The sequence below is a fragment of the Methylobacterium sp. A52T genome, from assembly GCF_053346095.1.
Window position 1 is genome coordinate 1 of record NZ_JBKFBI010000056.1, and the last position, 24,004, is coordinate 24,004.

15 protein-coding genes and 2 pseudogenes are annotated in these 24,004 nt (G+C 71.8%); 8 read left to right on the forward strand and 9 right to left on the reverse strand.

What is annotated here, in order from left to right; translation table 11 throughout:
- Window positions 1-380 (reverse strand): DUF58 domain-containing protein (locus ACLBYE_RS15230; RefSeq protein ID WP_447694805.1); only part of this gene is annotated, 380 nt, incomplete at its 3' end.
- 146 nt (window positions 381-526) lie between these two features.
- The gene (locus ACLBYE_RS15235; protein ID WP_447694806.1) at window positions 527-1,576 is read right to left on the reverse strand and encodes an AAA family ATPase; all 1,050 of its coding nucleotides are present in this window, start codon (window positions 1,574-1,576) and stop codon (window positions 527-529) included.
- 233 nt (window positions 1,577-1,809) lie between these two features.
- On the opposite strand from ACLBYE_RS15235, the gene ACLBYE_RS15240 reads away from it, so the two are divergent.
- Entirely contained in the window at window positions 1,810-2,520 is a 711-nt protein-coding gene (locus ACLBYE_RS15240) for an MgtC/SapB family protein (protein WP_056533658.1), read from the forward strand.
- A gap of 61 nt (window positions 2,521-2,581) precedes the next feature.
- Here the strand turns inward: ACLBYE_RS15240 and ACLBYE_RS15245 are convergent, their stop codons facing one another.
- The gene (locus ACLBYE_RS15245; protein WP_447682144.1) at window positions 2,582-2,914 is read right to left on the reverse strand and encodes a hypothetical protein; all 333 of its coding nucleotides are present in this window, start codon (window positions 2,912-2,914) and stop codon (window positions 2,582-2,584) included.
- 346 nt (window positions 2,915-3,260) lie between these two features.
- Here ACLBYE_RS15245 and ACLBYE_RS15250 point away from each other — a divergent pair, with 346 nt between their 5' ends.
- The 3 genes from ACLBYE_RS15250 to ACLBYE_RS15260 all read left to right on the forward strand — a co-directional run bounded on the left by ACLBYE_RS15250 (window position 3,261) and on the right by ACLBYE_RS15260 (window position 6,359).
- The gene (locus ACLBYE_RS15250; protein WP_447694807.1) at window positions 3,261-4,121 is read left to right on the forward strand and encodes a C40 family peptidase; all 861 of its coding nucleotides are present in this window, start codon (window positions 3,261-3,263) and stop codon (window positions 4,119-4,121) included.
- Between the two features lie 156 nt (window positions 4,122-4,277).
- The gene (ispH, locus tag ACLBYE_RS15255) at window positions 4,278-5,279 is read left to right on the forward strand and encodes a 4-hydroxy-3-methylbut-2-enyl diphosphate reductase (protein ID WP_091926965.1); all 1,002 of its coding nucleotides are present in this window, start codon (window positions 4,278-4,280) and stop codon (window positions 5,277-5,279) included.
- 114 nt (window positions 5,280-5,393) lie between these two features.
- A complete protein-coding gene (locus ACLBYE_RS15260; RefSeq protein ID WP_020094031.1) occupies window positions 5,394-6,359 on the forward strand; it encodes a homoserine kinase in 966 nt (321 codons plus the stop codon).
- Window positions 6,360-6,611: 252 nt separating this feature from the next.
- On the opposite strand, the gene zwf is transcribed toward ACLBYE_RS15260, so the two are convergent.
- Complete coding sequence (gene zwf, locus ACLBYE_RS15265; RefSeq protein WP_447694808.1) at window positions 6,612-8,138, reverse strand: glucose-6-phosphate dehydrogenase; 1,527 nt, start codon at window positions 8,136-8,138, stop codon at window positions 6,612-6,614.
- Window positions 8,139-8,254: 116 nt separating this feature from the next.
- Between zwf and dmeF the strand changes: the two genes are divergently transcribed.
- Window positions 8,255-9,259: a CDF family Co(II)/Ni(II) efflux transporter DmeF gene (gene dmeF / locus ACLBYE_RS15270; RefSeq protein WP_447694809.1), complete on the forward strand. Its 1,005-nt coding sequence runs from the start codon at window positions 8,255-8,257 to the stop codon at window positions 9,257-9,259.
- A gap of 32 nt (window positions 9,260-9,291) precedes the next feature.
- On the opposite strand, the gene ACLBYE_RS15275 is transcribed toward dmeF, so the two are convergent.
- The 5 genes and pseudogenes from ACLBYE_RS15275 to ACLBYE_RS15295 form a co-directional block, all read right to left on the reverse strand.
- Window positions 9,292-10,860, reverse strand: a complete 1,569-nt coding sequence (locus ACLBYE_RS15275; protein WP_447694810.1) for an efflux transporter outer membrane subunit — start codon at window positions 10,858-10,860, stop codon at window positions 9,292-9,294.
- 185 nt (window positions 10,861-11,045) lie between these two features.
- Window positions 11,046-14,527 (reverse strand): annotated as a pseudogene (locus ACLBYE_RS15280) (efflux RND transporter permease subunit).
- Window positions 14,528-14,915: 388 nt separating this feature from the next.
- Window positions 14,916-18,035, reverse strand: coding sequence for an MdtB/MuxB family multidrug efflux RND transporter permease subunit (locus ACLBYE_RS15285; RefSeq protein WP_447694821.1), 3,120 nt, complete (start codon window positions 18,033-18,035; stop codon window positions 14,916-14,918).
- 438 nt (window positions 18,036-18,473) lie between these two features.
- Window positions 18,474-19,703: pseudogene (locus tag ACLBYE_RS15290) on the reverse strand (MdtA/MuxA family multidrug efflux RND transporter periplasmic adaptor subunit); the annotation flags it as partial.
- Between the two features lie 298 nt (window positions 19,704-20,001).
- Entirely contained in the window at window positions 20,002-20,178 is a 177-nt protein-coding gene (locus ACLBYE_RS15295) for a hypothetical protein (protein ID WP_447694811.1), read from the reverse strand.
- A 366-nt stretch (window positions 20,179-20,544) separates the two neighbouring features.
- Between ACLBYE_RS15295 and ACLBYE_RS15300 the strand changes: the two genes are divergently transcribed.
- The 3 genes from ACLBYE_RS15300 (at window position 20,545) to ACLBYE_RS15310 (ending at window position 23,680) form a co-directional block, all read left to right on the forward strand.
- Window positions 20,545-21,714, forward strand: a complete 1,170-nt coding sequence (locus tag ACLBYE_RS15300; protein ID WP_447694812.1) for an aminotransferase — start codon at window positions 20,545-20,547, stop codon at window positions 21,712-21,714.
- Window positions 21,715-21,867: 153 nt separating this feature from the next.
- Window positions 21,868-22,362 carry a DUF4112 domain-containing protein gene (locus ACLBYE_RS15305; RefSeq protein WP_020094022.1) on the forward strand — a complete coding sequence of 165 codons (495 nt, stop codon included), beginning with the start codon at window positions 21,868-21,870 and terminating at the stop codon, window positions 22,360-22,362.
- Window positions 22,363-22,459: 97 nt separating this feature from the next.
- Window positions 22,460-23,680 carry an ABC transporter permease gene (locus tag ACLBYE_RS15310; RefSeq protein WP_447694813.1) on the forward strand — a complete coding sequence of 407 codons (1,221 nt, stop codon included), beginning with the start codon at window positions 22,460-22,462 and terminating at the stop codon, window positions 23,678-23,680.
- Window positions 23,681-24,004: the final 324 nt, after the last annotated feature.

The following is a 24,004-nucleotide window of genomic DNA, read 5'->3' on the forward strand; positions in this document are numbered from 1 at the left end:
GTCGGCGTCCCGGCCGAGGCGACCGCGAGGCCGACCCGGCCGCCGTCGGCCGCGACCCGCCAGCCGAGCAGCGCCAGGGCCTCGGCGGCCGCCACCGAGCGCATGGCCCGGCGGGTGCCGAACAGCATCGCGGGCCGGAAATCGGCGAGCAGCACCACGGCGCGGTCGCGCTCGTCGTGGTGGGTGCGGACGTGCAGCTGCCCGGTGCGGGCCGTGGCGTTGCGGTCGATGAAGCGGCGGTCGTCGCCCTCGGACCAGAGGCGGACGTCCTCCGGCTCCGAGCCGCGCCCGCGGCGCCGGGTGACGATGCCGCCGGGCAGGCCCGCCAGCGTCCGGGTGGCGGGCGCGGAGCCCCGCCGGGCGAGGTGGCGCAGGCCCATCAGGGCCTCGCCCGAGAGGTGGATGCCGTGCTCGGCGCGGTCTCGCCCCGCCTCCCGGGCGGGGAAGGAGCCCCCGGCGGTCGGGCCGACGGCCCCCGCGGCGGGGGGAGGGGATCTGCGGCGCGCCTGCCCGAACCCGAACACCGTCAGAGCGCCCGCACCCGCTGCACCAGCTCGCCGACGAGGCCGCGCGCCGTCCGGCCCTCGGCGCCCGCCCGCCAGGTCAGGCCGATCCGGTGGGAGAGGGCGTCGCGGGCCAGCTCCGCGACGTCCTCGGGCGTGACGTGGTCGCGCCCCCGCAGCCAGGCCCGGGCCTTGCCGGCCATCATCAGCGCCAGGGTGCCGCGCGGGGAGGCCGGGTGCTCGATCATGGCGCGCAGGTCCGGGGCGGCCGCGTCGGTGCGGGTCGCCGCCACCAGCCGGACGAGGTAGTCCTTGAGGGCCGGCGACACGTAGGTGGCAAGCGCCGCCTCCCGGGCGGCGCGCACGTCCGCCAGCGACAGCCGCACGGTCATCGCGTCGACGTGGTGGGTGATCTCGCCCTCCACGAGGTCGAGGATCGCCCGCTCGGTGGTCTCGTCGGGCATGTCGACCACGACGTGGAGGAGGAAGCGGTCGAGCTGCGCCTCCGGCAGCGGGAAGGTGCCGGCATGCTCGATCGGGTTCTGGGTCGCCACGACCATGAACGGGTCGGACAGGCGGTGCGTCGTCCCTGAGACCGTCACCTGCCCCTCGGCCATGGATTCGAGCAGCGCCGACTGCACCTTCGGGGGGGCGCGGTTGACCTCGTCGACCAGCACGAGGGCGTGGAACAGCGGCCCGGGCAGGAACTCGAAGGTGCCGCTGTGCTGGCCGTTCGCCTGGCGCCACACCGTGGTGCCGGTGAGGTCGGCCGGCATCAGGTCCGGCGTGCACTGGATGCGCGCGAAGGAGCCGTCGAGGCCGTCGGCGAGCCGCTTGACCGCGCGGGTCTTGGCGAGCCCCGGCGCGCCCTCGATCAGCAGGTGCCCGCCGGTGAGGAGCCCGATCAGCAGACGCTCCACGAGGCCGGCGCTGCCGATCAGGCCGCGCTCGAGCCCCTCGCGCAGCGCCATGACGCGGCCGTGCAGGGCGGCGTCGGGCGCGCTGCTGGGGGGACTGTCTGGCGCGCTGTCGGGTCGGCGTTCGGCGAGGGCGCCGCTCGTGGCGCCGCTCATGCGGAGAACGTTCCGGTGCGGACCGAATCCGCCCCTCGGGCCTTGTCCTGGGCCGTGTGCTGCATCCTGCACGTCTCCTCGGCCGGGTCCCGGATTCTTAAGGGATCCTCAGGCTCTTGCCGGTGTGCCCGCTGCCCGGTGCGGCCGTCAATCCCGCTTCGGACACGCTTTCCGGTCCCGGCCGGGCCATGGTGTCACGGTTCCGTCACCTCTCCGCTCCCATGAGACGCCGGATGACCAGCTACGCCGCCCTCCCCGAAGAACTGAAATCCGCGATCGGCCTGCTCGTGGCCTTCGTGCTGGGCACGATCATCGGGGCCGAGCGGCAGTACCGGCAGCGCACCGCGGGCCTGCGCACGGCGGTGCTGGTCGCGGTCGGGGCCAGCGCCTTCGTGGATCTCGGCATGCGCCTGACCGGTCCGGACGGGGGCGTCCGGACCGTGGCCTACGTGATCTCCGGCATCGGCTTCCTCGGCGCCGGCGTGATCATGAAGGAGGGCATGAATGTCCGCGGCCTCAACACGGCCGCGACCCTGTGGTGCTCGGCCGCGGTCGGGGCCTTCTGCGGCGCCGACCTGCCCCTGGAGGCGGTGTTCGTGATGGTGACGGTGCTCGCCTGCAACACCGCGCTCCGGCCGCTGGTGAACGCCATCAACCGCGCGCCGATCCGGGAATCCGCCACCGAGGCGACCTACGAGGTCCAGGTCACCACGGCGCCCGGCGAGGCCGGGCCGGCGCAGGACCTGCTGGTGGAGCGCCTGGAGGCGGCGAACTACCCGGTCGGCAGCGTCGAGATCGAGGAGCGCGGCGAGAGCGCGGTCGACGTGGTGGCGACCCTCACGGCCAGCGCCGTCAAGGCGGAGGAACTCGACGCCGTGACCAACGAGCTGGCCCGCATGCCCGGCATCCGCCACGCCACGTGGTCGGTGCAGACCGCCGACTGAGCGCGGCGCGCGGACGGGGCGGCGATCCGGAGGGCGCGCCCTCCGGCGGTGACCCGGGGCGTCAGCGCCGCGGGTCGAGGGGCCGGCTGCGGCGCTCGATCACCACGGTCGGGCGGGTGCGGCGCTCCACCACCACGGTGCGCGGGGCGCGGCTCGGGCTCGCCTGGGTCAGGATCCGCTCGGGGGTGCGCTCCGGCCTGGCCTTCTTGGCCGCCAGGACGTGGGGGCGGACCTCGTCGGCCGGCAGGCCCATCAGGCCGGCGGCGATCTCGACCTGCTGCTCCACGTCGTCCGCGAGGTCCTGCGCGGCGGCGACCGCCTCGCTCACGGTGGGCGGCTCGCGGCGGACCCGGATCGGTGGCAGGTCGGCGAAGCTCTTCTGCGTCTTCTTCACGGGGCGACTCGCGGTCTTCATGCACCAGACATAGCGCCTTCCGGGCAGGTTGTGCAGTGCATCAAAAACGTGTGATGGGCGCCTCCCGCACATGTCTCGCCGGCGGATGACGCGGGGTGACGTGGAGCTGACGCACAGGTGGCGCGGATGTGAGGCCCGCTGCCGCGCGCTTGGGCAGGCTCGGGCCGCTTCGGGCAGCCGGTGCCCGATCTGCCGGACTTTCGGGCGTCCCCGCGGGCCAGTGCCGTCTGCTCCGGTCTGGAGGCGCACTCCGATGCGTCATAGTGGCGCAGTCCGGCAAGCCCGCGCTTACCCGCGCTTCAGCCCGGCATGGTAGGGTCCGCGCATGACCGAGAGCCTCGATCCCCGGCTGACCCCGGCCCGGCCGCACGTCGCCGATCTCCGCCTGCGGGACCGCGTCGCGGCGGCGCGCTACGTCGCCGGGACGCGGCGGCGGGTGACCGTCCCATCGGCGCCGCTGCGCCGCGCGCCGGCCGCCGACGCGGGGCTCGACACCGAGGCGCTGCTCGGCGACGCGGTCGATCTCTACGACACGGCGGACGGCTTCGCCTTCGTGCAACTCGCCCGCGACGGCTACGTCGGCTACCTGCCGGCCGACAGCCTCGGTCCGGCCGATCCGGAGCCGACGCACCGCGTCACGGCCCTGCGCACCTTCCTGTATCCCGAGCCGGACCTGAAGCGGCCGGTCCTCGGCCATCTCAGCCTCGGCGCGCGCCTCGCCGCGACGGGGGAGGCGGGCGCCTACCTGGAGACGCCGGGCGGCTACGTATTCGCCCGCCACTGCGCGCCCGTCGACGCGCGCGAGCCGGACTACGCGGCGACGGCCGCGCGGCTCGCCGGGACCCCCTATCTCTGGGGCGGCCGCACCAGCCTCGGGCTCGACTGCTCCGGCCTCGTGCAGCTCTGCCTCGACGCGGCGGGGCTGCCCTGCCCGCGCGACGCCGACATGCAGGAGCGGGCCCTCGGGCAGGCGCTGCCCTTCGACCCCGCGCGCCCGGACGTCGCCGGCCTGCGCCGGGGCGACCTCGTCTTCTGGCGCGGCCATGTCGGGCTGATGGCCGATCCCGAGACGCTGATCCACGCCAACGGCCACCACATGGCGGTCGCCGCGGAGCCGCTCGCCGGGGCGGTCGCCCGCATCGCGGCGCACAGCTTCGGCGCCGTGACGGGCCTCCGCCGCCTCTGAGCGGGCCTGAACGGGCCTGCACGGATCTGCGCGGGTCCCATTCCCGCGGCAATCGTGCTACAGAGGGGCCACGGAGCGGCTCCGCTTCCCTCTTCCCGCCCGGTTCCTGGGCCAGTCCTGTTGACAGGACAGCCCCGCCCTCGCCACATCCCCCGCATGACCGCCGATATCGCGACCCCCGAGCCCGTCCCGGGCACCGCCGGCAAGCCGCCGCTGGAGATCCTGCTCTGCGCCCCGCGCGGCTTCTGCGCCGGCGTGGTGCGGGCCATCGACGTCGTGGAGCGGGCGCTCGCCATCTACGGGCCGCCCGTCTACGTCCGCCACGAGATTGTGCACAACAAGTACGTCGTGGAGAGCCTGAAGCGGAAGGGCGCGGTGTTCGTCCGCGAGCTCGACGAGGTGCCGGACGGCGGCGCCCCGGTGATCTTCTCCGCCCACGGCGTGGCCAAGACCGTGCCGGCCAACGCTGATTCGCGCGGGCTGACCACGATCGACGCCACCTGCCCGCTGGTGACCAAGGTCCACCGCGAGGCCGAGATCCACCACAAGCGCGGCCGCCACGTCCTGCTGGTCGGCCATTCCGGCCATCCCGAGGTGGTGGGCACGATGGGCCAACTGCCCAAGGGCTCGATCACCCTCGTGGAGGATCTCGAGCAGATCGCGGCCCTGACCCCGGACAATCCCGACAACCTCGCTTGGGTCACCCAGACGACCCTGTCGGTCGACGACACCCGGCACATCGTCGACGCCCTGAAGAAGAAATTCCCGAACATCACCGGGCCGCACAAGGACGACATCTGCTACGCCACCACCAACCGCCAGGAGGCGGTGAAGCAGGTGGCGCCGCTGGTCGACGCCCTGATCGTGGTCGGCTCCTCGAACTCGTCGAACTCGCAGCGCCTGCGCGAGGTCGCCGAGCGCGTCGGCTGCCCGATCACCCGCCTCGTGCTCCGCGCCGAGGAGATCGACTGGCCGGCCTTCGAGGGCATCCGCAAGCTCGGCCTCACGGCCGGCGCCTCGGCCCCCGAGGTCCTGGTCGAGGAGATCATCGACGCCTTCGCGGCCCGCTACGACGTGATGGTCGACACGGTCTCGACCGTGATCGAGGACATGGTCTTCCCGCTGCCGCGGGAGCTGCGCAGCGAGGCCGCCGAGTAGGCGGTCCGGTCCGACAGCGCCGACGCCCCGGGCTCGGGGCGCGCGGCAGGCTTTATGCGGGGGCGCTTCGGCGCCCCTTGCCGTATCGAACTTCCGACATCAGAGCGCAGACACGTGGCCGTCTACACCGAGGTATCCGACGCGGCGCTCGCCGAGTTCCTGTCCGCCTACGCGATCGGCAGCCTGCTCTCCTTCAAGGGCATCGCGGAGGGCGTCGAGAACTCGAACTTCTTCCTGCACACGACCGAGGGCGCCTACATCCTGACGCTCTACGAGAAGCGCGTCCGGGAACAGGACCTGCCGTTCTTCATCGGGCTGATGGAGCACCTCTCGGCCCGCGGCCTCGCCTGCCCGCAGCCCGTGCGCGACCGGGCCGGCCAGGCCCTCGGCCAGCTCTGCGGCCGGCCCGCCGCCATCGTGAGCTTCCTGGAGGGGGTCTCGGTCAAGGCGCCGGGCGTCGAGCATTGCCGGGAACTCGGCCGGGCCCTCGCGGAGCTGCACGCCGCCGGCCGGGACTTCCCGATGGTGCGGGACAACAACCTCTCGGTGTCCGCGTGGCGCCCGCTCTTCGCGCAGGCCGAGGCCCAGGCCGATTCGGTCGAGCCCGGCCTCGCGGCGCGCACCCGGTCGGACCTCGCCGTCCTGGAGGCGCACTGGCCCCGGGACCTGCCGGGCGGCGTGATCCACGCGGACCTGTTCACCGACAACGTCTTCTTCATCGGCGACGCCCTGTCGGGCCTGATCGACTTCTACTTCGCCTGCACGGACGCCTTCGCGTACGACCTCGCGGTCTGCCTGAACGCGTGGTGCTTCGACCCCGACGGCACCTTCCACCGGGACATGGCCGCCGCGCTGATCGCCGGCTACGAGGCCGTGCGGCCCCTGGAGGCCGCCGAGGTCGCGGCCCTGCCGATTCTGTGCCGGGGCGCCGCGCTCCGCTTCATGCTCACCCGGCTGGTCGACTGGCTGAACGTGCCCCCGGGCGCCCTGGTGAAGCCGAAGGACCCGCGGGAATTCGATCGCCGGCTCACCTTCCACCGCCAGGCGCGGGACGCCCGCGATTACGGGCGGGCGGGCTGAGACGCGGATGAGCCGGCGACCCGCCGAACGACCGGGTCGATCCGTCTGCCACGACCGGTTTGACAGGGCCCAACCCCATCACCGCGGGCGCAGCGTCGTGCAGGGTCGCGCGACGCTCGTCGCCGTGGCGCTGCCCTGGATCGCTTCGCTACGCGCGCACTGACGGCTGGGCCGCAGGAGGCGGCCGCACCGCTTCGGGAAGGGGAGGCGCGGAACCGCCGACCCTCGCGTTCGAGCGAATCGTCGGGCCGCTCAGTCGGTCTCGCCGTCCAGCCCCAGCCAGTGGCGGCCGTCGCGGGCGAGCAGCGCGTCGGCCTCCGCCGGGCCGGCGCTGCCCGCGGGGTAGAATTTCACCTCCGCCTGCGGCCAGCCCTTGAGCAGGGGATCGACCGCGGCCCAGCCGGCCTCGATGTTGTCGGCGCGCTGGAACAGCGTCGCGTCGCCGGTCATGCAATCGTAGAGCAGCGTCTCGTAGCCGACATTCGGCCGGTCGGCGAAGAAGTCCTTGTAGCGGAAGCCGGAGCGCACCCGGCCGATCTTCATCTGCGGCCCCGGCACCTTGACGTTGAACTCGGTGCTGACCCCGTGATCGGGATCGATCTGGATCCGCATCACGGTGGGCGCGAGGTCGGCCGTGGGGGTGTCCTCGAACATCTTGAACGGCGCCGGCTTGAACAGCACGGCGATCTCGGTGCGCCGCCCGGTCATGCGCTTGCCGGTGCGGACGTAGAACGGCACCCCGGCCCAGCGCCAGTTCTCGATGTTGAGCTTCAACGCGATGTAGGTCTCGGTGACCGAGTCCTTCGCCACGTGCGGCTCGTCCCGGTAGGCGGGCACGTCGCGCCCCTCCGAGGTGCCGGCCGTGTACTGGCCGCGCACCGCGTCCTCGGGTGGGATCGGCTTCACGGCCTCGGCGAGCTTGGCCTTCTCGGTGCGCACGGCCTCCGCGTCGAAGGAGTTCGGTGGCTCCATGGCGACCATGCAGAGCAGCTGGAACATGTGGTTCGGCACCATGTCGCGCAGCGCCCCGGTCGGCTCGTAGAAGCCGCCCCGCTCCTCGACGCCCACGGTCTCGGCCGCCGTGATCTGGATGCTGTCGATGTATTCCCGCCGCCAGACCGGCTCCAGCAGGCCATTGGCGAAGCGGAACGCCATGATCGACTGCACGGTCTCCTTACCCAGGAAGTGGTCGATCCGGTAGAACTGGCTCTCGTCGCCCTGGCGCAGGATGCGGGCGTTCAGCTCCCGGGCCGAGGCGAGGTCGGAGCCGAACGGCTTCTCGATGACGACGCGGCGGAAGGTGTCGCCCTCCTGCTTGAGCAGCCCGGCCTGGCCGAGCCCGTCGACGATCGTCCCGAAGAAGCGCGCCGCCACCGCGCAGTAGAACACCGCGCTGCCGGTGACCCGCTGCTTCACGGCCGCGTAGGTCTCGGGCTTCTCGAAATCGCCCTTGAGGTAGTGGAGCCGGTCCCGGATGAAGCCCCAGCTCTTCGGGTCGATATGGTCGGCGTGGAACTCCGAGGTCGGGTCCTTGCTGAACGCCTCCAGGGTCTGCGTGAGGTTCTCGCGGAGCGACTCGTCTGTGCCGTCGTTGTGATCGATGCCGAGGATCGAGAAGCCCTCGGACAGCAGGCCCGCCCCGGCGAGGTTGTAGAGCGACGGCATCAGCAGGCGCTTGGTGAGGTCGCCGCCGGCCCCGAAGATCACCAGCGTGCAGGGCGGCGCCGGCTGCGTGCCGCAGGCTGCCGTGTCCTTGAGGGCTGTCGTCGGCTCGGCCATCCCTGACTCCCGTGTGGCTGCAGTGCACCAAACCGGCCTGACAACCCGCCGCGGCGAGGCCCGTTCCGGTGCCCCTTGGGCTATGCTGCGCCGAGGCTAGGATCAAGGAACCCCGCATGCATACCCATTCCCTCGAGCCCTGGGCCCACAGCCACGTCTTCCTGGGCGACCGGCACGATCGCCACGCCCGCCGGACCTGGGCGGTGGTCGCGCTCACGGCCGTCACGATGGTGGCGGAGATCGCCGGTGGCACGTGGCTCGGCTCGATGGCGCTGGTCGCCGACGGCTGGCACATGTCGACCCACGCGGCGGCCCTGGGCATCGCGGCGCTCGCCTACCACTTCGCCCGCCGCCACGCGGACGATCCCCGCTTCAGCTTCGGCACCGGCAAGTTCGGCGACCTCGCGGCCTTCGCCAGCGCGCTGCTGCTCGGCCTGATCGCCCTGCTGATCGGTGCCGAGAGCCTCGACCGGCTGCTGCACCCGGTGGCGATCGGCTTCGGTCAGGCGATCCCGATCGCCGTGCTGGGGCTCGCCGTGAACCTCGCGAGCGTCTGGCTGCTGCACGACGACCACGACGATCACGGCCACGACGACCACGCTCACCACCACGGAGGTCACGCGCACGGAGGCTACGCGCACGGAGGCTACGCGCACGGCGGCCACGCGCATGGCGGACACGGCGGCCACGACACGAACTTCCGGGCCGCCTACGTCCACGTCCTGGCCGACACGCTGACGTCGGTCCTGGCCATCGTGGCGCTGCTCAGCGGGCGCTATCTCGGCCTCGCCTGGCTCGACCCGGCCATGGGCCTCGTCGGCACCGCGGTGATCCTGGCGTGGTCGTGGAGCCTGCTGCGGACGGCCGCCCTCGTGCTCCTCGACGCGCGGCCCTCGCCGGCGGCCACCCGGGAGATCCGGGAGCGCCTGGAGATCGGCGGCGACCGGGTCAGCGACCTGCATCTCTGGCAGGTCGGGCCGGGCCACCGGGCCGCCGTGATCGCCCTCGTCAGCGACGATCCGCAGCCGCCCGCCCACTACAAGGCGCGCCTCGCCGGGCTGAAGGGCCTGAGCCACGTCACCGTCGAGGTCCAGCCCTGCGGGGGGCACGCGGTGGCCTGAAGGTCTCGCGCGGACGCTCGGCCCGGCGGCCGCTACTCGTCGGGGCGGACCGCCTGGCCGCCCCGGTCGATCGGCAGGCTCGGGCCCTTCAGCTCGGAATCGCTCGGCAGGGCGCGCACGTCCCAGCCGCCGCCGAGCGCCCGGATCAGCGTGACCGCCGCGGTGAAGCGGTTCAGCCGCACCTGGAGGGCGCTGACCTCGTTGTTCACGAGCAGGTTCTGCGCGGTCACCACCGTGGTGAAGTTCTGGGTGCCGGCCCGGTACTCGTTGAGGGTGATCTCCACGGCCTTGCGCGACAGGTCCACGGCGGTGTCCTGCGCCCCCTGCTGCTGGCCGAGGATGCGCAAAGCCGCCATCTGGTTCTCGACCTCCGCGAAGGCGGCCAGCACCACCTGCCGGTAATTGGCCACCGCCGCGTCGTAGCCGGCCTCGGCCGAGCGCAGCGCCGCCGTGCGGGCGCCGCCGTCGAACAGCACCTCGCTGCCGGAGGCCGCCACCGACCAGACCTGGTTGGCCGCCGAGAGCAGGCCGTTGCGGGTTGCCCCCGAGATGCCGCCCTGGGCCGAGATCGTCACGGTTGGGAAGAAGGCCGCCACCGCCACGCCGATGCGCTCGCTCTGCGCCTGGACGAGGCGCTCGGCCTGGGCCACGTCGGGCCGCCGCTCCAGCAGGTCGCCGGGGATGCCCACCGGGACGCCCGGCGGGCTGCGCCCGATACCGGATACCGGGATCGACACCTCGGAGGGGGGCCGCCCGATCAGCGTGGCGATGGCGTTGACGAACTGCACCCGGGTCAGGCGCACCGCGATGGCCTGGGCCTGGATGGTCTGGACCTGGGTCTGCGCGGTGATCACGTCGGAGCGCGCCGCGACGCCGGCGGCGTACTGGTTCTCGGTGATCGCAAGGGTCCGCTTGAAGTTCTCGACGTTCTCGTCGAGCACCTTCTGGAGCGAATCGGCGTAGCGCACCGTCAGGTAGTCGGCCGCGATCTCCGCCTGGATGCTCAGGCGGGTCAGCGCGATCGTGGCGGCGTCGGACTGCGCCAGGGCCGCCTCGCTCTCGATGGTGCGGCGCGTGCCGCCGAACAGGTCGAGCTCCCAGCTCGCCTGGCCCAGCAGCGCCACGTTGGTGCGCGTGGTGGTGCCGCTGCCGGTCCGGGTGATGCTCGGCGCGCCGATCACCGTCGGGTACAGGGCCGCCTGCGCGGAGGCGACGAGCGCCCGCGCCTGCCGGTAATTCGCCACCGCCTGCCGGAGGGACTGGTTGTCGACGTCGACGAGGCGGATCAGCCGGTCGAGGGTCGGGTCCTTGAACACCCGCCACCAGTCGCCGCGCTCGACCGCGTCGCTGGGCCGGGCCTCGCGCCAGCCCTTCTTCCGCGCCGCGACGTAGGCCGGGCTGTCCTCCCGGACACCGCCCTGCTTGTAGGCGAGCGGCGTCTCCACGGAGGGCCGAGTGTAGTCCGGGCCGACCACGCAACCGGCAAGCAGCGGGGCGGCGAGGAGCGGGCCGGCGAGGAGGGATGCGAGGGTGCGACGCCGGCGGTCGGCGGAGGCAGGTTCGTGACCCGACGGCCGGACGGACGCGGGCGTGATGCCCACCGGCGCCCTCATCCCGAGGTGCCGGAGCGCGGCGGAGGTCGCGAAGGACGGCTCCAGCCAGCGGCGCGATCCCTGGAACCCGCCTGCCAGGTCCGCTGCCGCGGGCGCCTCGGGACGAGGGCGCGGGCCGGACAGACCTTCACACCCGACCGGAGTCGCCGCTGTTTCACGTGAAACCTTAACCATCACTCTCCGGCCGGCAGCGCCGCTTCTCCGCTCCGCCCGCCGCGCCTGCGCCGGTTGAGCACCCTGTGCCGGAGGCGATCGAGGGTCAGGTAGACGACGGGGGTGGTGTAGAGGGTCAGGATCTGGCTCACAATCAGCCCGCCGACGATGGCGATGCCCAGCGGACGGCGCAGCTCCGCGCCCTCGCCGTTGGCCAGGATCAGCGGCACGGCGCCGAGCATGGCGGCCAGCGTCGTCATCATGATCGGCCGGAAGCGCAGGAGACAGGCCTCGCGGATCGCGTCCACGGGATTCGCGGCCCGGGTGCGCTCCGCGTCGATCGCCACGTCGATCATCATGATCGCGTTCTTCTTCACGATGCCGATGAGCAGGAACACCGCGATCAGCGCGATGATGGTGAAGTCGGTGCCCGTCACCAGCAGGGCCAGCACCGCGCCGACGCCGGCCGAGGGCAGGGTCGAGAGGATCGTCAGCGGGTGCACGAAGCTCTCGTAGAGGATCCCCAGCACCGCGTAGACCGCCAGGATCGCCGCCAGGATCAGCAGCGGCTGGCGCGACGCGGAGGCGACGTAGTTCTTGGCCGCGCCGGCATACTCGCCGTGGATCGTGGCGGGCAGCTGCAGGGAGGCCATGGCCCGGTCGATGGCGTCGGTGGCGTCCGACAGGCTCTTGCCCGGGGCGAGGTTGAACGAGATCGTGGTCGCCACGAACAGGCCCTGGTGGCTCACCTGCACGGGGGCGCTGCCGGGCTCGATCCGCGCGAAGGCCGAGAGCGGCACCATCGTCTCCTTGGCGGCCGAGACCGGCGCGCTCGACGAGGCGCCCCCCTTGCTCGCCGCGATGGCGTTGGCGGAGGCGTTGCGGGCCGAGTCGGACGCGATGGCGGCGGCGTTCGAGGCGGTGTCGGCCGTGCTGGCGGAGGCGGGGGGGGGGGGCGGGGGGGGCCCCCCCCCGCGACGGCGCCCGCACTGCCCGAGCCGCCTACCGCTCCGGAGCCGGTGGCGACGCCGGTCGCGGCGCTCGCCGACGACCCGCTGCCCGGGCTGCTGGTGCCGGTCGCCGCGTTGGTGTTGACGGTCCCGCCCGCCGCCACCGTGCCGGCGACCGCGTTGGTGGTGGCCGAGCCCGGCGCGTTGCCGCCCGAGGTCGAGACGTAGATCTGCTTGAGCGTCTCCGGCGTCTCCAGGTAGCGCGGCGCGATCTCCATCACGACGTGGTACTGGTTCAGCGGGTTGTAGATCGTCGAGACCTGGCGCTGGCCGAAGGCGTCGTAGAGCGTGTTGTCGATCTTGTTCGGCGTGATGCCGTAGCGGAACGCGGTCGCCCGGTCGATCACGACCCGGCTCTCCAGCCCGCCCTCCTGCTGGTCCGAGGTCACGTCCGCGAAGGTCGGGTCCTTCTGCAGGGCCGCCACCAGCTTCGGGGCGGCGGCGAACAGCTCCTCGGCGGTGTCGCCCTGGAGGGTGTACTGGTACTGGGCGAAGCTCTGGCGGCCGCCCATCTGCAGGTCCTGGCGGGGGAAGACGTAGAGGCGCGCGCCCGCGACCTGCGCGAGCTTCGGCCGCAGCCGCGCCATCACGGCCGAGATCGGCGCCCGCTCGTTGAGCGGCTTCAGGCCGACGAAGACGTTGGCCGAGTTGGTGCCGCGGCCGCCCGTGAAGCCGACAACGCTCTCGACCGCCGGATCCGCCCCGACGATCGCGGTCGCCTGCGTCAGCTTCTTCTCCATCGACTGGAACGAGATGCGCTGGTCGGCCTGGATGCCGCCCATCATCTGCCCGGTATCCTGCTCGGGGAAGAAGCCCTTCGGGACGATGATGTAGAGGTAGACGTTGAGCCCGACCGTGGCGAGCAGGCTCAGCAGGACGAGGCGCGGATGGGCGAGCGCCACCTCCAGCGTCCGCGCGTAGGCCCCGAGCAGCCGGGCGAAGCCGCCCTCCAGGATCCGGATCAGCAGGTTCGGCCGGCGGCCGGCCGGCGGTTCGCCATTGGGGCCATGCCCCTCGGCCCGGAGCAGCCGGGCACACATCATCGGCGTGGTCGTGAGCGAGAGCACCAAGGAAATCAGGATCGACAGCGACAGGGTCACCGAGAATTCCTGGAAGATGCGGCCGACGAGGCCGCCCATCAGCAGGATCGGCAGGAACACCGCGATGAGCGACAGGCTCATCGAGATCACCGTGAACCCGACCTCCCGCGCGCCGATCAGCGCCGCCTGGAGCCGGGGCTTGCCCTCCTCGATGTGCCGCTGGACGTTCTCCAGCACCACGATGGCGTCGTCGACCACGAAGCCGGTGCCGATGATCAGCGCGGTCAGCGACAGGATGTTGAGCGAGTAGCCGAGCAGGTACATCGCCGAGAAGGTGCCGACGATCGAGATCGGCACGGCGACCGCCGGGATCAGCGTGGCCCGCCAGGAGCGCAGGAAGCCGTACACCACCAGGATGACGAGGCCGACCGCCACCAGCAACGTCTCCTCGGTGGCCGCGAGGGAGGCGCGGATCGTGGCGCTGCGGTCGCCCGTGAGCTTGATGTCGATGCCGCCGGGCAGGGACGCGGTGATCTGCGGCAGCGCCTCCTTCACGGCGTTGATGGTCTCGACCACGTTGGCGCCGGGCTGCTTGTAGACGAACAGCAGCACGCCCGGCTTGCCGTTGACGATGCCGAGGTTGCGCTTGTCCTCGACCCCGTCGAGCACCTGCCCGACATCGGTGAGCTTCACGGCCGCACCGTTGCGGTAGGCCACGATGATGTCGCGGTAATCGGCGGCCTTGCGGCCCTGGTCGTTGGCGTAGAGCTGGTAGCGGCGGTCGCCCGCGTCGATCTCGCCCTTGGGCGAGTTCGCGTTGGCCGAGGCGAGCGCCGCCCGGATGCCCTCGAGGCCGATGCCGTAGTTGAACAGGGCCGTGGGATCGAGCTCGACCCGCACCGCCGGCAGGGACGAGCCGCCGATATCGACGTTGCCGACGCCCGGCAGCTGCGACAGCTTCTGCTGCACCACGGTGGCGGCGGAATCGTAGACCTGGCCGCGGGTCAGGGTCTCCGAGGTCATGCCGAGGATGATGATCGGCGTGTCGGCGGGGTTGAACTTCCGGTAGGTCGGGTTCTGCCGGAGCGAGGCGGGCAGGTCGGCGCGCGCCGCGTTGATGGCGGCCTGGACGTCGCGGGCCGCGCCGTCGATGTCGCGGTTGAGGCCGAACAGCAGCACGATCCGGGTCGAGCCGAGGGAGTTCGTGGACGTCATCTCGTTGACGTCCGCGATGGCGCCGAGCCGCCGTTCGAGCGGCGCCGCCACCGTGGTCGCCATGGTGTCGGGCGAGGCGCCGGCCATCTGCGCCTGGACGAGGATGACCGGGAAGTCGATCTGCGGCAGCGGCGCCACCGGCAGCTTCAGGAAGGCGAACAGGCCGGCGAGCAGCACGCCGATCGTGAGCAGCGTGGTCGCCACCGGCCGCCGGATGAACGGCTCGGAGATGTTCACGGGCGGGGGCTCCCGTGAGGTGGGTGGGCGGCGGGCGCGGATTCGTCGGAAGAGGCGCAATCGGTTCCGTGCATCGCTCTCCCCCCTCTACGGAGAGAAAGGGTCACACCAGTTCGTCGGACACTGCCGCCGATGACGGAGCGCGACAGACCCCCTCTCCCGTGCGGGAGAGGGTTGGGGTGAAGGACGAGAACGCTCAGGATACGGCACGCGATTGATGCGCCGACAGAGCGCGCCTCGTTCTGAACTTTCTCGTCCCTCACCCTGTCCCTCTCCCGCACGGGAGAGGGGACCCGCGCCTGATCCTGAAGCCGTGTCGCCAAAGCGGACATGACAAGCCCCTCCCCCGCAGAGGGGGGAGGTGGAGCCGTGGGATCTTCCCGCCCCGTCACGGCAGCACCTCGCCGCCTTCGAGGCCTCGCCGCCCCGAGATCCGCCGCTCCAGCCGGTCGAAGGCCAGGTAGATCACCGGCGTGGTGAACAGCGTCAGCACCTGGCTGACGATCAGGCCGCCCGCGATGCAGATGCCGAGCGGCTGGCGCAGCTCGGAGCCGACGCCGGTGCCGAGGATCAGCGGCACCGCGGCGAAGAGCGCCGCCAGCGTCGTCATCAGGATCGGCCGGAAGCGCAGCAGGCAGGCCTGGAAGATCGCCTCGTGGGGCTCGAGCCCGTCCTCGCGCTCCGCCTGGAGCGCGAAGTCGATCATCATGATGGCGTTCTTCTTCACGATGCCGATCAGCAGCACGATGCCGATCACCGCGATGATGTCGAGCGACAGGCCGAACAGCATCAGGCCGAGCAGCGCCCCGATCCCCGCCGACGGCAGGGTCGAGAGGATCGTGATCGGGTGGATGAAGCTCTCGTAGAGCACGCCCAGCACGATGTAGACGGTCACGATCGCCGCCAGGACCAGGAACAGCTCGTTGCCGAGCGCCGATTGGAAGGCGAAGACCGAGCCCTGCGGCACCACCCGGAACGAGGGCGGCAGGCCGATCTCGGCCTTGACCTTGTCGATCGCCTCGACCGCCTGCCCCAGCGCCGCGCCGGGGGCGAGGTTGAACGACACGGTGGTGGCCGGGAACTGGCCGAGATGGGAGATCAGCAGCGGCGCCCGCCGCTCGCTGATCCGCGCGACCGCCGAGAGCGGCACCTGCCCGTTGGTCGCCGTGGAGGAGGGCAGGTAGATCGCGTCGAGGCTGCGGAGCGTCGTGTGCAGCTTCGGGTCGGCCTCCAGGATCACCCGGTACTGGTTGGACTGGGTGAAGATCGTCGAGATGATCCGCTGGCCGAAGGCGTCGTAGAGGGCGTTGTCGATCGTCGCCGGGGTGATGCCGTAGCGGCCGGCGGTCGGCCGGTCGATGGTCACGTAGGCGGCGAGCCCCTGGCCCTGGTGGTCGCTCGCCACGTCGGTGACCACGGGCGACTTCGCCAGCGCCTCGGTGAAACGCGGCACCCAGGTCTCGAAATCGTCGATGTTCGGGCTCTCCAGGATCACCTGGTACTGGGTCGCCGAGACCGCCGTGTCGATGGTCAGGTCCTGGACCGGCTGCATGTAGAGCCGCATGCCGGGCTGGTTGGCCGCCGCCGCCGAGATCCGCCGGATGATCGCGCTGGCCGTCGCGGTGCGCGCGTCCCGGGGCTTCAGGTTGATCAGCATCCGGCCGGAATTGAGCGTGACGTTCTGGCCGTCGACCCCGATGAACGACGACAGGCTCGCCACGTCCGGGTCCTTGAGGACGATCTCGGCCATCCGCTGCTGGCGCTCGGCCATGGCGGCGTAGGAGACCGACTGGTCGGCCTGGGTGATGCCCTGGATCACGCCCGTGTCCTGCACGGGGAAGAAGCCCTTCGGGATCACCGCGAACAGGTAGATCGTGAGCCCGAGCGTGCCGAGCGCCACCAGCAGCGTCAGGCCCTGGTGGTTGAGGACGACCCGCAGGGAGCGGCCGTAGGACTCGATCGTGCCGTCGACGGCGCGCCGGCCCAGGCGGGAGAGGACGCCCTCCCGGCGGCGGCGGCCGGCTTCCGGGACGTGCTTCAGGAGCCGCGCGCACAGCATCGGCACCAGCGTCAGCGAGACCACCGCCGAGATGATGATCGTGGCCGCCAGCGTGATGGCGAATTCGTGGAACAGCCGCCCGACCACGTCACCCATGAACAGGAGCGGGATCAGCACGGCGATCAGCGAGACGGTCAGCGAGATGATGGTGAAGCCGATCTCGCGGGAGCCCTTGAGCGCCGCCTCCAGGGGCGAGTCGCCGGCCTCCACGTGCCGGGCGATGTTCTCGATCACCACGATGGCGTCGTCGACCACGAAGCCGGTGGCGATGGTGAGCGCCATCAGCGACAGGTTGTCGAGGGAGAAGCCGTAGAGGTCCATGACCGACAGGGCGCCGACCAGCGACAGCGGCACCGACAGGCTCGGGATCAGGGTCGCCGACAGGCTGCGCAGGAACAGGAAGATCACCAGCACCACGAGCGCGATGGCGAGGCCGAGCTCGAACTGCACGTCCTCCACGGAGGCGCGGATCGTGGTGGTCCGGTCGGTGAGCGGCGCCACCGCGACGGCGGCCGGCAGGCTCGCCTGGAGCTGCGGCAGCAGCGACTTGATCTTGTCGACGGTCGCGATGACGTTGGCGCCGGGCTGGCGCTGGATGTTCAGGATCACCGCCGGCGTCGCGTCCGCCCAGGCGCCGAGCTTGGTGTTCTCCGGCCCCTCGACCACGTCGGCGACCTCCGAGAGCATCACCGGGGCGCCGTTGCGGTAGGCGATGATCGCCGCGTCGTAGGCCTTCGGGTCGCGGATCTGGTCGTTGGCGTTGATCGCGTAGGACTGCTTCGGCCCGTCGATCGTGCCCTTCGGCGTGTTGACGTTGAGGTTGGTGATGGTGGTGCGCAGGTCGTCGATGTTGAGCCCGTAGGCGGCGAGCGCCCGCGCGTTGAACCGCACCCGCACGGCCGGGCGCTGGCCGCCCGAGATGCTCACGAGGCCGACGCCCGCCACCTGGCTGATCTTCTGCGCGAGGCGCGACTCGGCGAGGTCGCGCACCTGGGTGAGCGGCAGGGTCTTCGAGGTCAGCGCCAGCGTCAGGACCGGCGCGTCGGCCGGGTTGACCTTGGCGTAGATCGGCGGCGCCGGCAGGTCGGAGGGCAGGAGGTTGCCGGCGGCGTTGATCGCCGCCTGGACCTGCTGCTCGGCGATGTCCAGCGGCAGGTCCAGGCTGAACTGCAGGGTGATGACCGAGGCGCCCGCGGAGGATTGCGAGGTCATCTGGTTGAGGTTGGCGAGCTGGCCGAACTGCCGCTCCAGCGGCGCCGTCACCGAGGAGGTCATCACCTCGGGGCTGGCGCCGGGATAGAAGGTCTGGACCTGGATCGTCGGGTAATCGACCGCCGGCAGCGCCGAGACCGGCAGGTTCAGGTACGACACGCCGCCGACGATCAGGATCGCCAGCATCAGCAGCGTCGTGGCCACCGGGCGGAGGATGAACAGGCGGGACGGGTTCATGGGCGCGCCGCCTTTTTCCCCTCTCCCCGCGGGCGGGGAGAGGCCCACAGGCACCCTGTTGTGGCCGCGGGAGGCGGGGGGGGAGGGGAAGGGGGGGGGGGGGGTCCGGGGGCCCCCCCCCTTTCCCCCCCCCCCCGGGGGGGGGGGAGAGGCCCGCAGGCACCTTGTTGTGCCTGCGGGAAGCGGAGGCGTAGCCGCAGCGGCGGTGAGGGGGAGATGCAGGATGAGGTTCCTACGGCCAAGCCCCCTCACCTTCGGCTGCCGCCTCGCTCCGGCGACGACAAGGTCGCCGGAGCCCCCTCCCCCCCCCCCGGGGGGGGGGGGGGGGGGGCACACGCGCGCCGCCCCCCCCCTCCCTCTGCGCCCCCCCTTGCCGTCCGCCTCCGCCGCGGCGCCCGGCCCGGCAGCCGCAGCCGCCGGCGCGCCCTCGGTGATGCGCACCGGCGCGCCGTCCTTCAGCCGGTCGGTGCCGTCCGTGACGACGCGGTCCCCCGGGTTCAGGCCGGAGACCACCACGGTGTGGGTCCCGTCGGTCTCGCCGGTCTTGATCGGCCGGACCGTGACCTTGCTGTCCCCGTCCATCAGGTAGACGTAGGTGCCGGGCGTGCCCTGGAGCAGGCTGGAATTCGGCACGAGCGTCGCGCCCCGCACCGTATCGACGGTCAGCTTGGCGTTGACGAACTGGTTCGGGAACAGCTCCTCGTCGGAATTGTCGAACAGCGCGCGCAGCTTCACCGTGCCGGTGGTCGTGTCGATCTGGTTGTCGACCGTGTCGAGGCGGCCGGTGGCGATCTCGTGGGCGTCGCCGCGGTCGTAGGCCCGCACGGTGAGCTTCGCGCCCGCCCGCACCTGCCGCATCACCCGCGACACGTCGTCCTCCGGCAGTGTGAACACCACCGAGATCGGGTGGAGCTGGGTCACCACCACGATCGCCGTGGAGGCGGCCGAGATGTAGTTGCCCTGGTCGACCTGGCGCAGGCCGACGCGGCCGTCCACCGGCGAGACGATGTGCGTGTAGGCGATGTTGAGCTTCTGCTGGTCGACCAGCGCCTGGTCGGCCGCGACCGTGCCCTCGTTCTGCTTCACCAGGGCGGCCTGCGTGTCGACGTTCTGCTTCGAGATCGAGTCCTGCCGGTTCAGCGTCTGGTAGCGCTGCAGGTCGAGCTTCGAGTTCTGGAGCAGCGCCTGGTCGCGGGCGAGCTGGCCCTGGTACTGCGCGAGCAACGCCTCGTAGGGGCGGGAATCGATCCGGGCGAGCTCGTCGCCCGCCTTCACGGTCTGGCCCTCCCGGAACTGCACCTGCGTGAGGTAGCCGCTGATCTGCGACTTCACCGTCACGGTGGCGAGCGGCGTCACGGTGCCGAGGCCCTGGAGCACCACCGGCATGTCGCCGGTCGTGGCGCTGGCGATGCCCACCGCCTGCGGCATGTCGGCCCCGCCGCGCCGGCCGCCGTGGCCGCCGGTGTGATGCGCCGTCGCGGGCTCGGCGCCCTTGCCGGTGCGCGCCTCGTACCAGCGGTGGCCGATCGCCCCGGCGCCGGCGAGCAGCACCAGGATCACGAGCCAGCGGATCGGGCGGAAGCGCCGCGTCCGGACCTCGCGCGCGGGCGCCTCGCCGGGCTGGTAGGCGCGGGCCGTGTCGGTCCGGATCGGTGAACTCTCGTTCATGCCTGACTAGAGCACAGGACGGTCGTCTGCGCGACCGGCGGCACCCTATCCCTCGCTGTCCAAGCCCCCATGCCGCCCCCGGAACGCCGCGTCCCGGAAGCCCGTCCTGAAGCCGCCCGGTCCCGCGGGACCCGACGGCTCCGATCCCGTGTACGGGAGCGTAAGCCCATAAAGCTGTCCGGGCCCCGAACGGCTCCTTACCGCGGCGTCATGGACACCCGCGGCCGCGCCGCTCGCGCACCTCGCGGCGCCCTCCACCGGTGCCCGGCCAATGCGCCGTCACTAGGGCGGCGACGTTTCACTCGTGTTGCTGGGGCCCGCCGGACGCGTCCGGTACCGCATAAGCGCGCAGCACCGCCCGGAACGCGGGATCGACCGGGGTGACGGCCACGGCGCAGCGCAGGCCGAGTCCGAGGCCGCCGATCAGCAGCGCCAGCACCAGGCAGCCGAGGAACGCGCGTGAGGAGGTCCGCATCGTCGTATCCGGAGGCCGACCCAGCGAGCGGGGGGTGAGCGGGTGCGGCCGCGGCCGGACATGCCGAAAGGGCCACCAACCCGCAAGTCGATGGCCCTTCTGGGGACCGGAGCGGCGCCCCGCTGACGGAGCGAGGGGGCGAAGCTCCGTCGGCGTGTGCGCCGCTCCGGCCGTGATCCGAACCTAAGAGACGGGTGATGAATGTCAACATTCGTCAGCCGGCGCTCGCGCCCCGGAGACCGGGTCTGTGCGACCGCGCACATTCCGCAACGCGCGACGGCCATGTTACAGGCCGGCGATGCCGAGACCCGCCATGCCGACTTTCTCGATGCCCGGCGCCGCGTGCCGTACCCCGTGCCGCGCCGCATGAGGTCCGCCGTCATCAACCCCGTCTTCGACGCGCTGCCTACGACCGTGTTCGAGACCATGTCGCGTCTCGCGCGGGTCCACGGTGCGATCAATCTCGGCCAGGGATTCCCGGACGATCCCGGACCGGCGGATGTCCGCGAGCGGGGCGCGCGGGCGCTGCTGGACGGCTGGAACCAGTACCCGCCGATGATGGGCCTGCCGGCCCTGCGCGAGGCGGTCGCGGCCCACTACGCGCAGCACCAGGGCCTCGCCCTTGATCCGGAGACCGAGGTGATGGTCACCTCCGGGGCGACCGAGGCCCTGGCCGGCGCGCTCCTGGCGCTGATCGAGCCCGGCGACGAGGTCGTGCTGTTCGCGCCCATGTACGACGCCTACCTGCCCCTGGTCCGGCGGGCGGGCGGCGTGCCACGGGTCGTGGCGCTCCGGCCTCCGGCCTTTCGCCTCGACGAGGCCGCGCTCGCGGAGGCCTTCGGGGCGCGGACCCGGGTCGTGGTGCTGAACAACCCCCTCAACCCGAGCGCCACCCTGTTCGCGCCCGAGGACCTCGACCTGCTCGCCCGCTACTGCCAGCGCTTCGACGTGACCGCCCTCTGCGACGAGGTCTGGGAGCACGTGGTGTTCGACGGCGCGCGCCACCGGCCGCTGATGGCGCTGCCCGGGATGCGGGAGCGGACCGTCAAGATCGGCTCGGCCGGCAAGATCTTCTCTCTCACCGGCTGGAAGGTCGGCTTCGTGATGGCCGATGCCCGGCTGATGCGCGGGCTCGCCAAGGCGCACCAGTTCCTGACCTTCACGACGCCCCCGAACCTCCAGGAGGCGGTGGCCTACGGGCTGGGCAAGCCGGCCCCGTGGTTCGAGGCGATGCGGGCCGGCTACGCCCGGTCCCGCGACCGACTCGCGGACGGCCTGCGCGGCCTCGGCTTCACCGTGCTGCCGGCCCGGGCCACGTGGTTCCTCAACATCGACATCGCCGCCCGCGGCCACGCCGACGACGTGGCCTTCTGCGAGGCCCTCGTCACCCGTCACGGCGTCGCGGCGATTCCCGTGAGCGCCTTCTACCCGGACGCCTCCGTGCGCGGCCTCGTCCGGCTCTGCTTCGCCAAGGACGACGCGACCCTGGATGCGGCGCTCGACCGCATGCGCGGGCTCCCGGGGGCCGGGGCATGAGGATCGGCTCGAGGGACGGCATGACGGGCAGCAGGACGGGCATCACGGCGGGCATCACGGCGGACCGCGCGCGCCGAGCGGGCGCCATCCTTGCGGGGATCCCGGCGGGGGGCCACATCGTTGGGGACGATGGCTTCCCGACGGATCCCGACCATGGACTTCACCCAGGCTGCCCAGGCCGGGCGTTTCGCCCGTGCCGAGACCTTCCCCGGGGGCGAGACCCGCGCCGGCACCCGGCCCCCCTACCTGTCGGCGGATCTCGGCCGGGAGGCGAGCCTCGCCCGGCTGGAGACGCTGGCCCACCTGATGGACACCGCCTTCGTCATCCCGGGCATCAACCGGCGGGTCGGGTTCGACGCGCTGATCGGCCTCGTGCCGGTGATCGGCGATCTGGCCGGCATGGTGATCTCGTCCTTCATCGTCTACGAGGCGAAGCGCCTCGGGGCGCCGCGCTGGCTGGTGGCCCGGATGGGCCTGAACGTGGCCTTCGACGGGCTGATCGGCGCCGTGCCGGTGGCGGGCGACCTGTTCGACGCCGCCTTCAAGGCCAACCGCCGCAACGTCCGGCTGCTGCGCCGCTGGCTGGAGCGCAGCGGCAACCTGCGTCCCACCGAGATCGACGGCACCGCGACCCGGCTCGACGGCTGAGCCTTCCCGGCCTCCGCCCCGCGGCCGACCGGTCGCGGGGCCGCCCGGATAACGGGGCGGCCGGTGCGCGCGCGACGCCGCTCGGGAGGCAGCACGGATGAACGAGGTCACGCGTCCCGGCGACAGCGAGGTCGTGCCCGCGCCGATGCCCGGTGCCCAGCCGCTGGTCCTGCGGCCGGACGAGGGCGCGCCGCCGCCGGTCCTGCCCGGGACCGCCGGCCGCCGCGCCCGGCTGTCGCCGCTCAACCGGCGCCGCCTCGACAATTTCCGCCGCAACCGGCTCGGCTACGGATCGTTCGTGATCTTCACGGTCCTGTTCGTGCTGAGCCTGTTCGCGGAGTTCATCGCCAACGACCGCCCGATCGTGATGTCCTACAAGGGCGAGTGGCTGGTCCCGGTCCTGGTCGACTATCCGGAGGAGAAGTTCGGTGGCTTCCTCGCCACGACCGACTACCGCTCCCCCGAGATCCGCCGGGAGATCGCGGCGAACGGCTGGGCGCTGTGGCCGCCGATCCCGTACGCGTACGACACGATCAACGAGGACCTGCCGACGCCGTCGCCGTCGCCGCCGACCTGGATGCTCACGGACGCGCAGTGCAAGCCCGTCGCCGAGAAGCTCGGCGGCTCGACCTGCGCGGACATTCCCTGGCACTGGCTCGGCACCGACAACACCACGCGGGACGTGCTGGCGCGGGTGATCTACGGCTTCCGCATCTCGGTCCTGTTCGGTCTGATCCTGGCCGCGGTCTCGTCGGTCATCGGGGTCATCGCGGGGGCCGTGCAGGGCTATTTCGGCGGCTGGGTCGATCTCGCCTTCCAGCGCTTCATCGAGGTCTGGGGCGGCATCCCGACCCTCTACCTGATCATCATCATCTCGGCCTTCATCGCCCCGGGCTTCTTCGTCCTGCTCGGGATCATGCTGCTGTTCTCCTGGGTCGCGCTGGTGAGCGTGGTGCGCGCCGAGTTCCTGCGGGCGCGGAACTTCGAGTATGTCCGGGCCGCCCGGGCGCTGGGCCTGTCGAATATCCGGATCATGACGGTCCACCTGCTGCCGAACGCCATGGTGGCGACGCTGACCTTCCTGCCGTTCATCCTGAACGGCTCGATCACCACCCTGACCTCGCTCGACTTCCTCGGCTTCGGCCTGCCGCCGGGCTCGCCGTCCCTCGGAGAGCTTCTCGCGCAGGGCAAGGACAATCTGACCGCGCCGTGGCTCGGATTGACCGGTTTCCTGGTCATCGCCGTGATGTTGAGCCTGCTCGTCTTCGCCGGCGAGGCCGTGCGGGACGCCTTCGATCCGCGCAAGACTTTCGCCTGAGGCCGCGCGGGTTGCGAAAATGACGCAGGGCCTCGCCCGGCGCTCGCACAACTGTACGAAGATTGCGCATTGTGCCCGCACGACCGGGCGGCAACCGTATACGATCGTCTAGGGCCGGCCCCTGACTCGAGGGTAAAGGTCTCTGCCGGCTGCGAAAACCCGCTTCGAGGAAGCGACTAGAATTCGCCGGGCGGACACCGATAAAGCGTCTCAGAAGTGTCCCTTAAGTGCCGCCAATGCAACCATACCCTGTAAGCCTCGCCGCGCGATGCAGAGTTAGACTTCGGTCTCATCACAGATAATTGTATGGCGCGGCTTGCATTT

What these genes read in the sequence shown, in the direction of transcription:
- ACLBYE_RS15235 (WP_447694806.1), bottom strand. Translation starts at nt 1,576, where the DNA reads ATGAGCGGCGCCACGAGCGGCGCCCTCGCCGAACGCCGACCCGACAGC.
- ACLBYE_RS15240 (WP_056533658.1), top strand. Translation starts at nt 1,810, where the DNA reads ATGACCAGCTACGCCGCCCTCCCCGAAGAACTGAAATCCGCGATCGGC.
- ACLBYE_RS15250 (WP_447694807.1), top strand. Translation starts at nt 3,261, where the DNA reads ATGACCGAGAGCCTCGATCCCCGGCTGACCCCGGCCCGGCCGCACGTC.
- ispH (WP_091926965.1), top strand. Translation starts at nt 4,278, where the DNA reads ATGACCGCCGATATCGCGACCCCCGAGCCCGTCCCGGGCACCGCCGGC.
- zwf (WP_447694808.1), bottom strand. Translation starts at nt 8,138, where the DNA reads ATGGCCGAGCCGACGACAGCCCTCAAGGACACGGCAGCCTGCGGCACG.
- dmeF (WP_447694809.1), top strand. Translation starts at nt 8,255, where the DNA reads ATGCATACCCATTCCCTCGAGCCCTGGGCCCACAGCCACGTCTTCCTG.
- ACLBYE_RS15285 (WP_447694821.1), bottom strand. Translation starts at nt 18,035, where the DNA reads ATGAACCCGTCCCGCCTGTTCATCCTCCGCCCGGTGGCCACGACGCTG.
- ACLBYE_RS15295 (WP_447694811.1), bottom strand. Translation starts at nt 20,178, where the DNA reads ATGCGGACCTCCTCACGCGCGTTCCTCGGCTGCCTGGTGCTGGCGCTG.
- ACLBYE_RS15300 (WP_447694812.1), top strand. Translation starts at nt 20,545, where the DNA reads ATGAGGTCCGCCGTCATCAACCCCGTCTTCGACGCGCTGCCTACGACC.
- ACLBYE_RS15305 (WP_020094022.1), top strand. Translation starts at nt 21,868, where the DNA reads ATGGACTTCACCCAGGCTGCCCAGGCCGGGCGTTTCGCCCGTGCCGAG.
- ACLBYE_RS15310 (WP_447694813.1), top strand. Translation starts at nt 22,460, where the DNA reads ATGAACGAGGTCACGCGTCCCGGCGACAGCGAGGTCGTGCCCGCGCCG.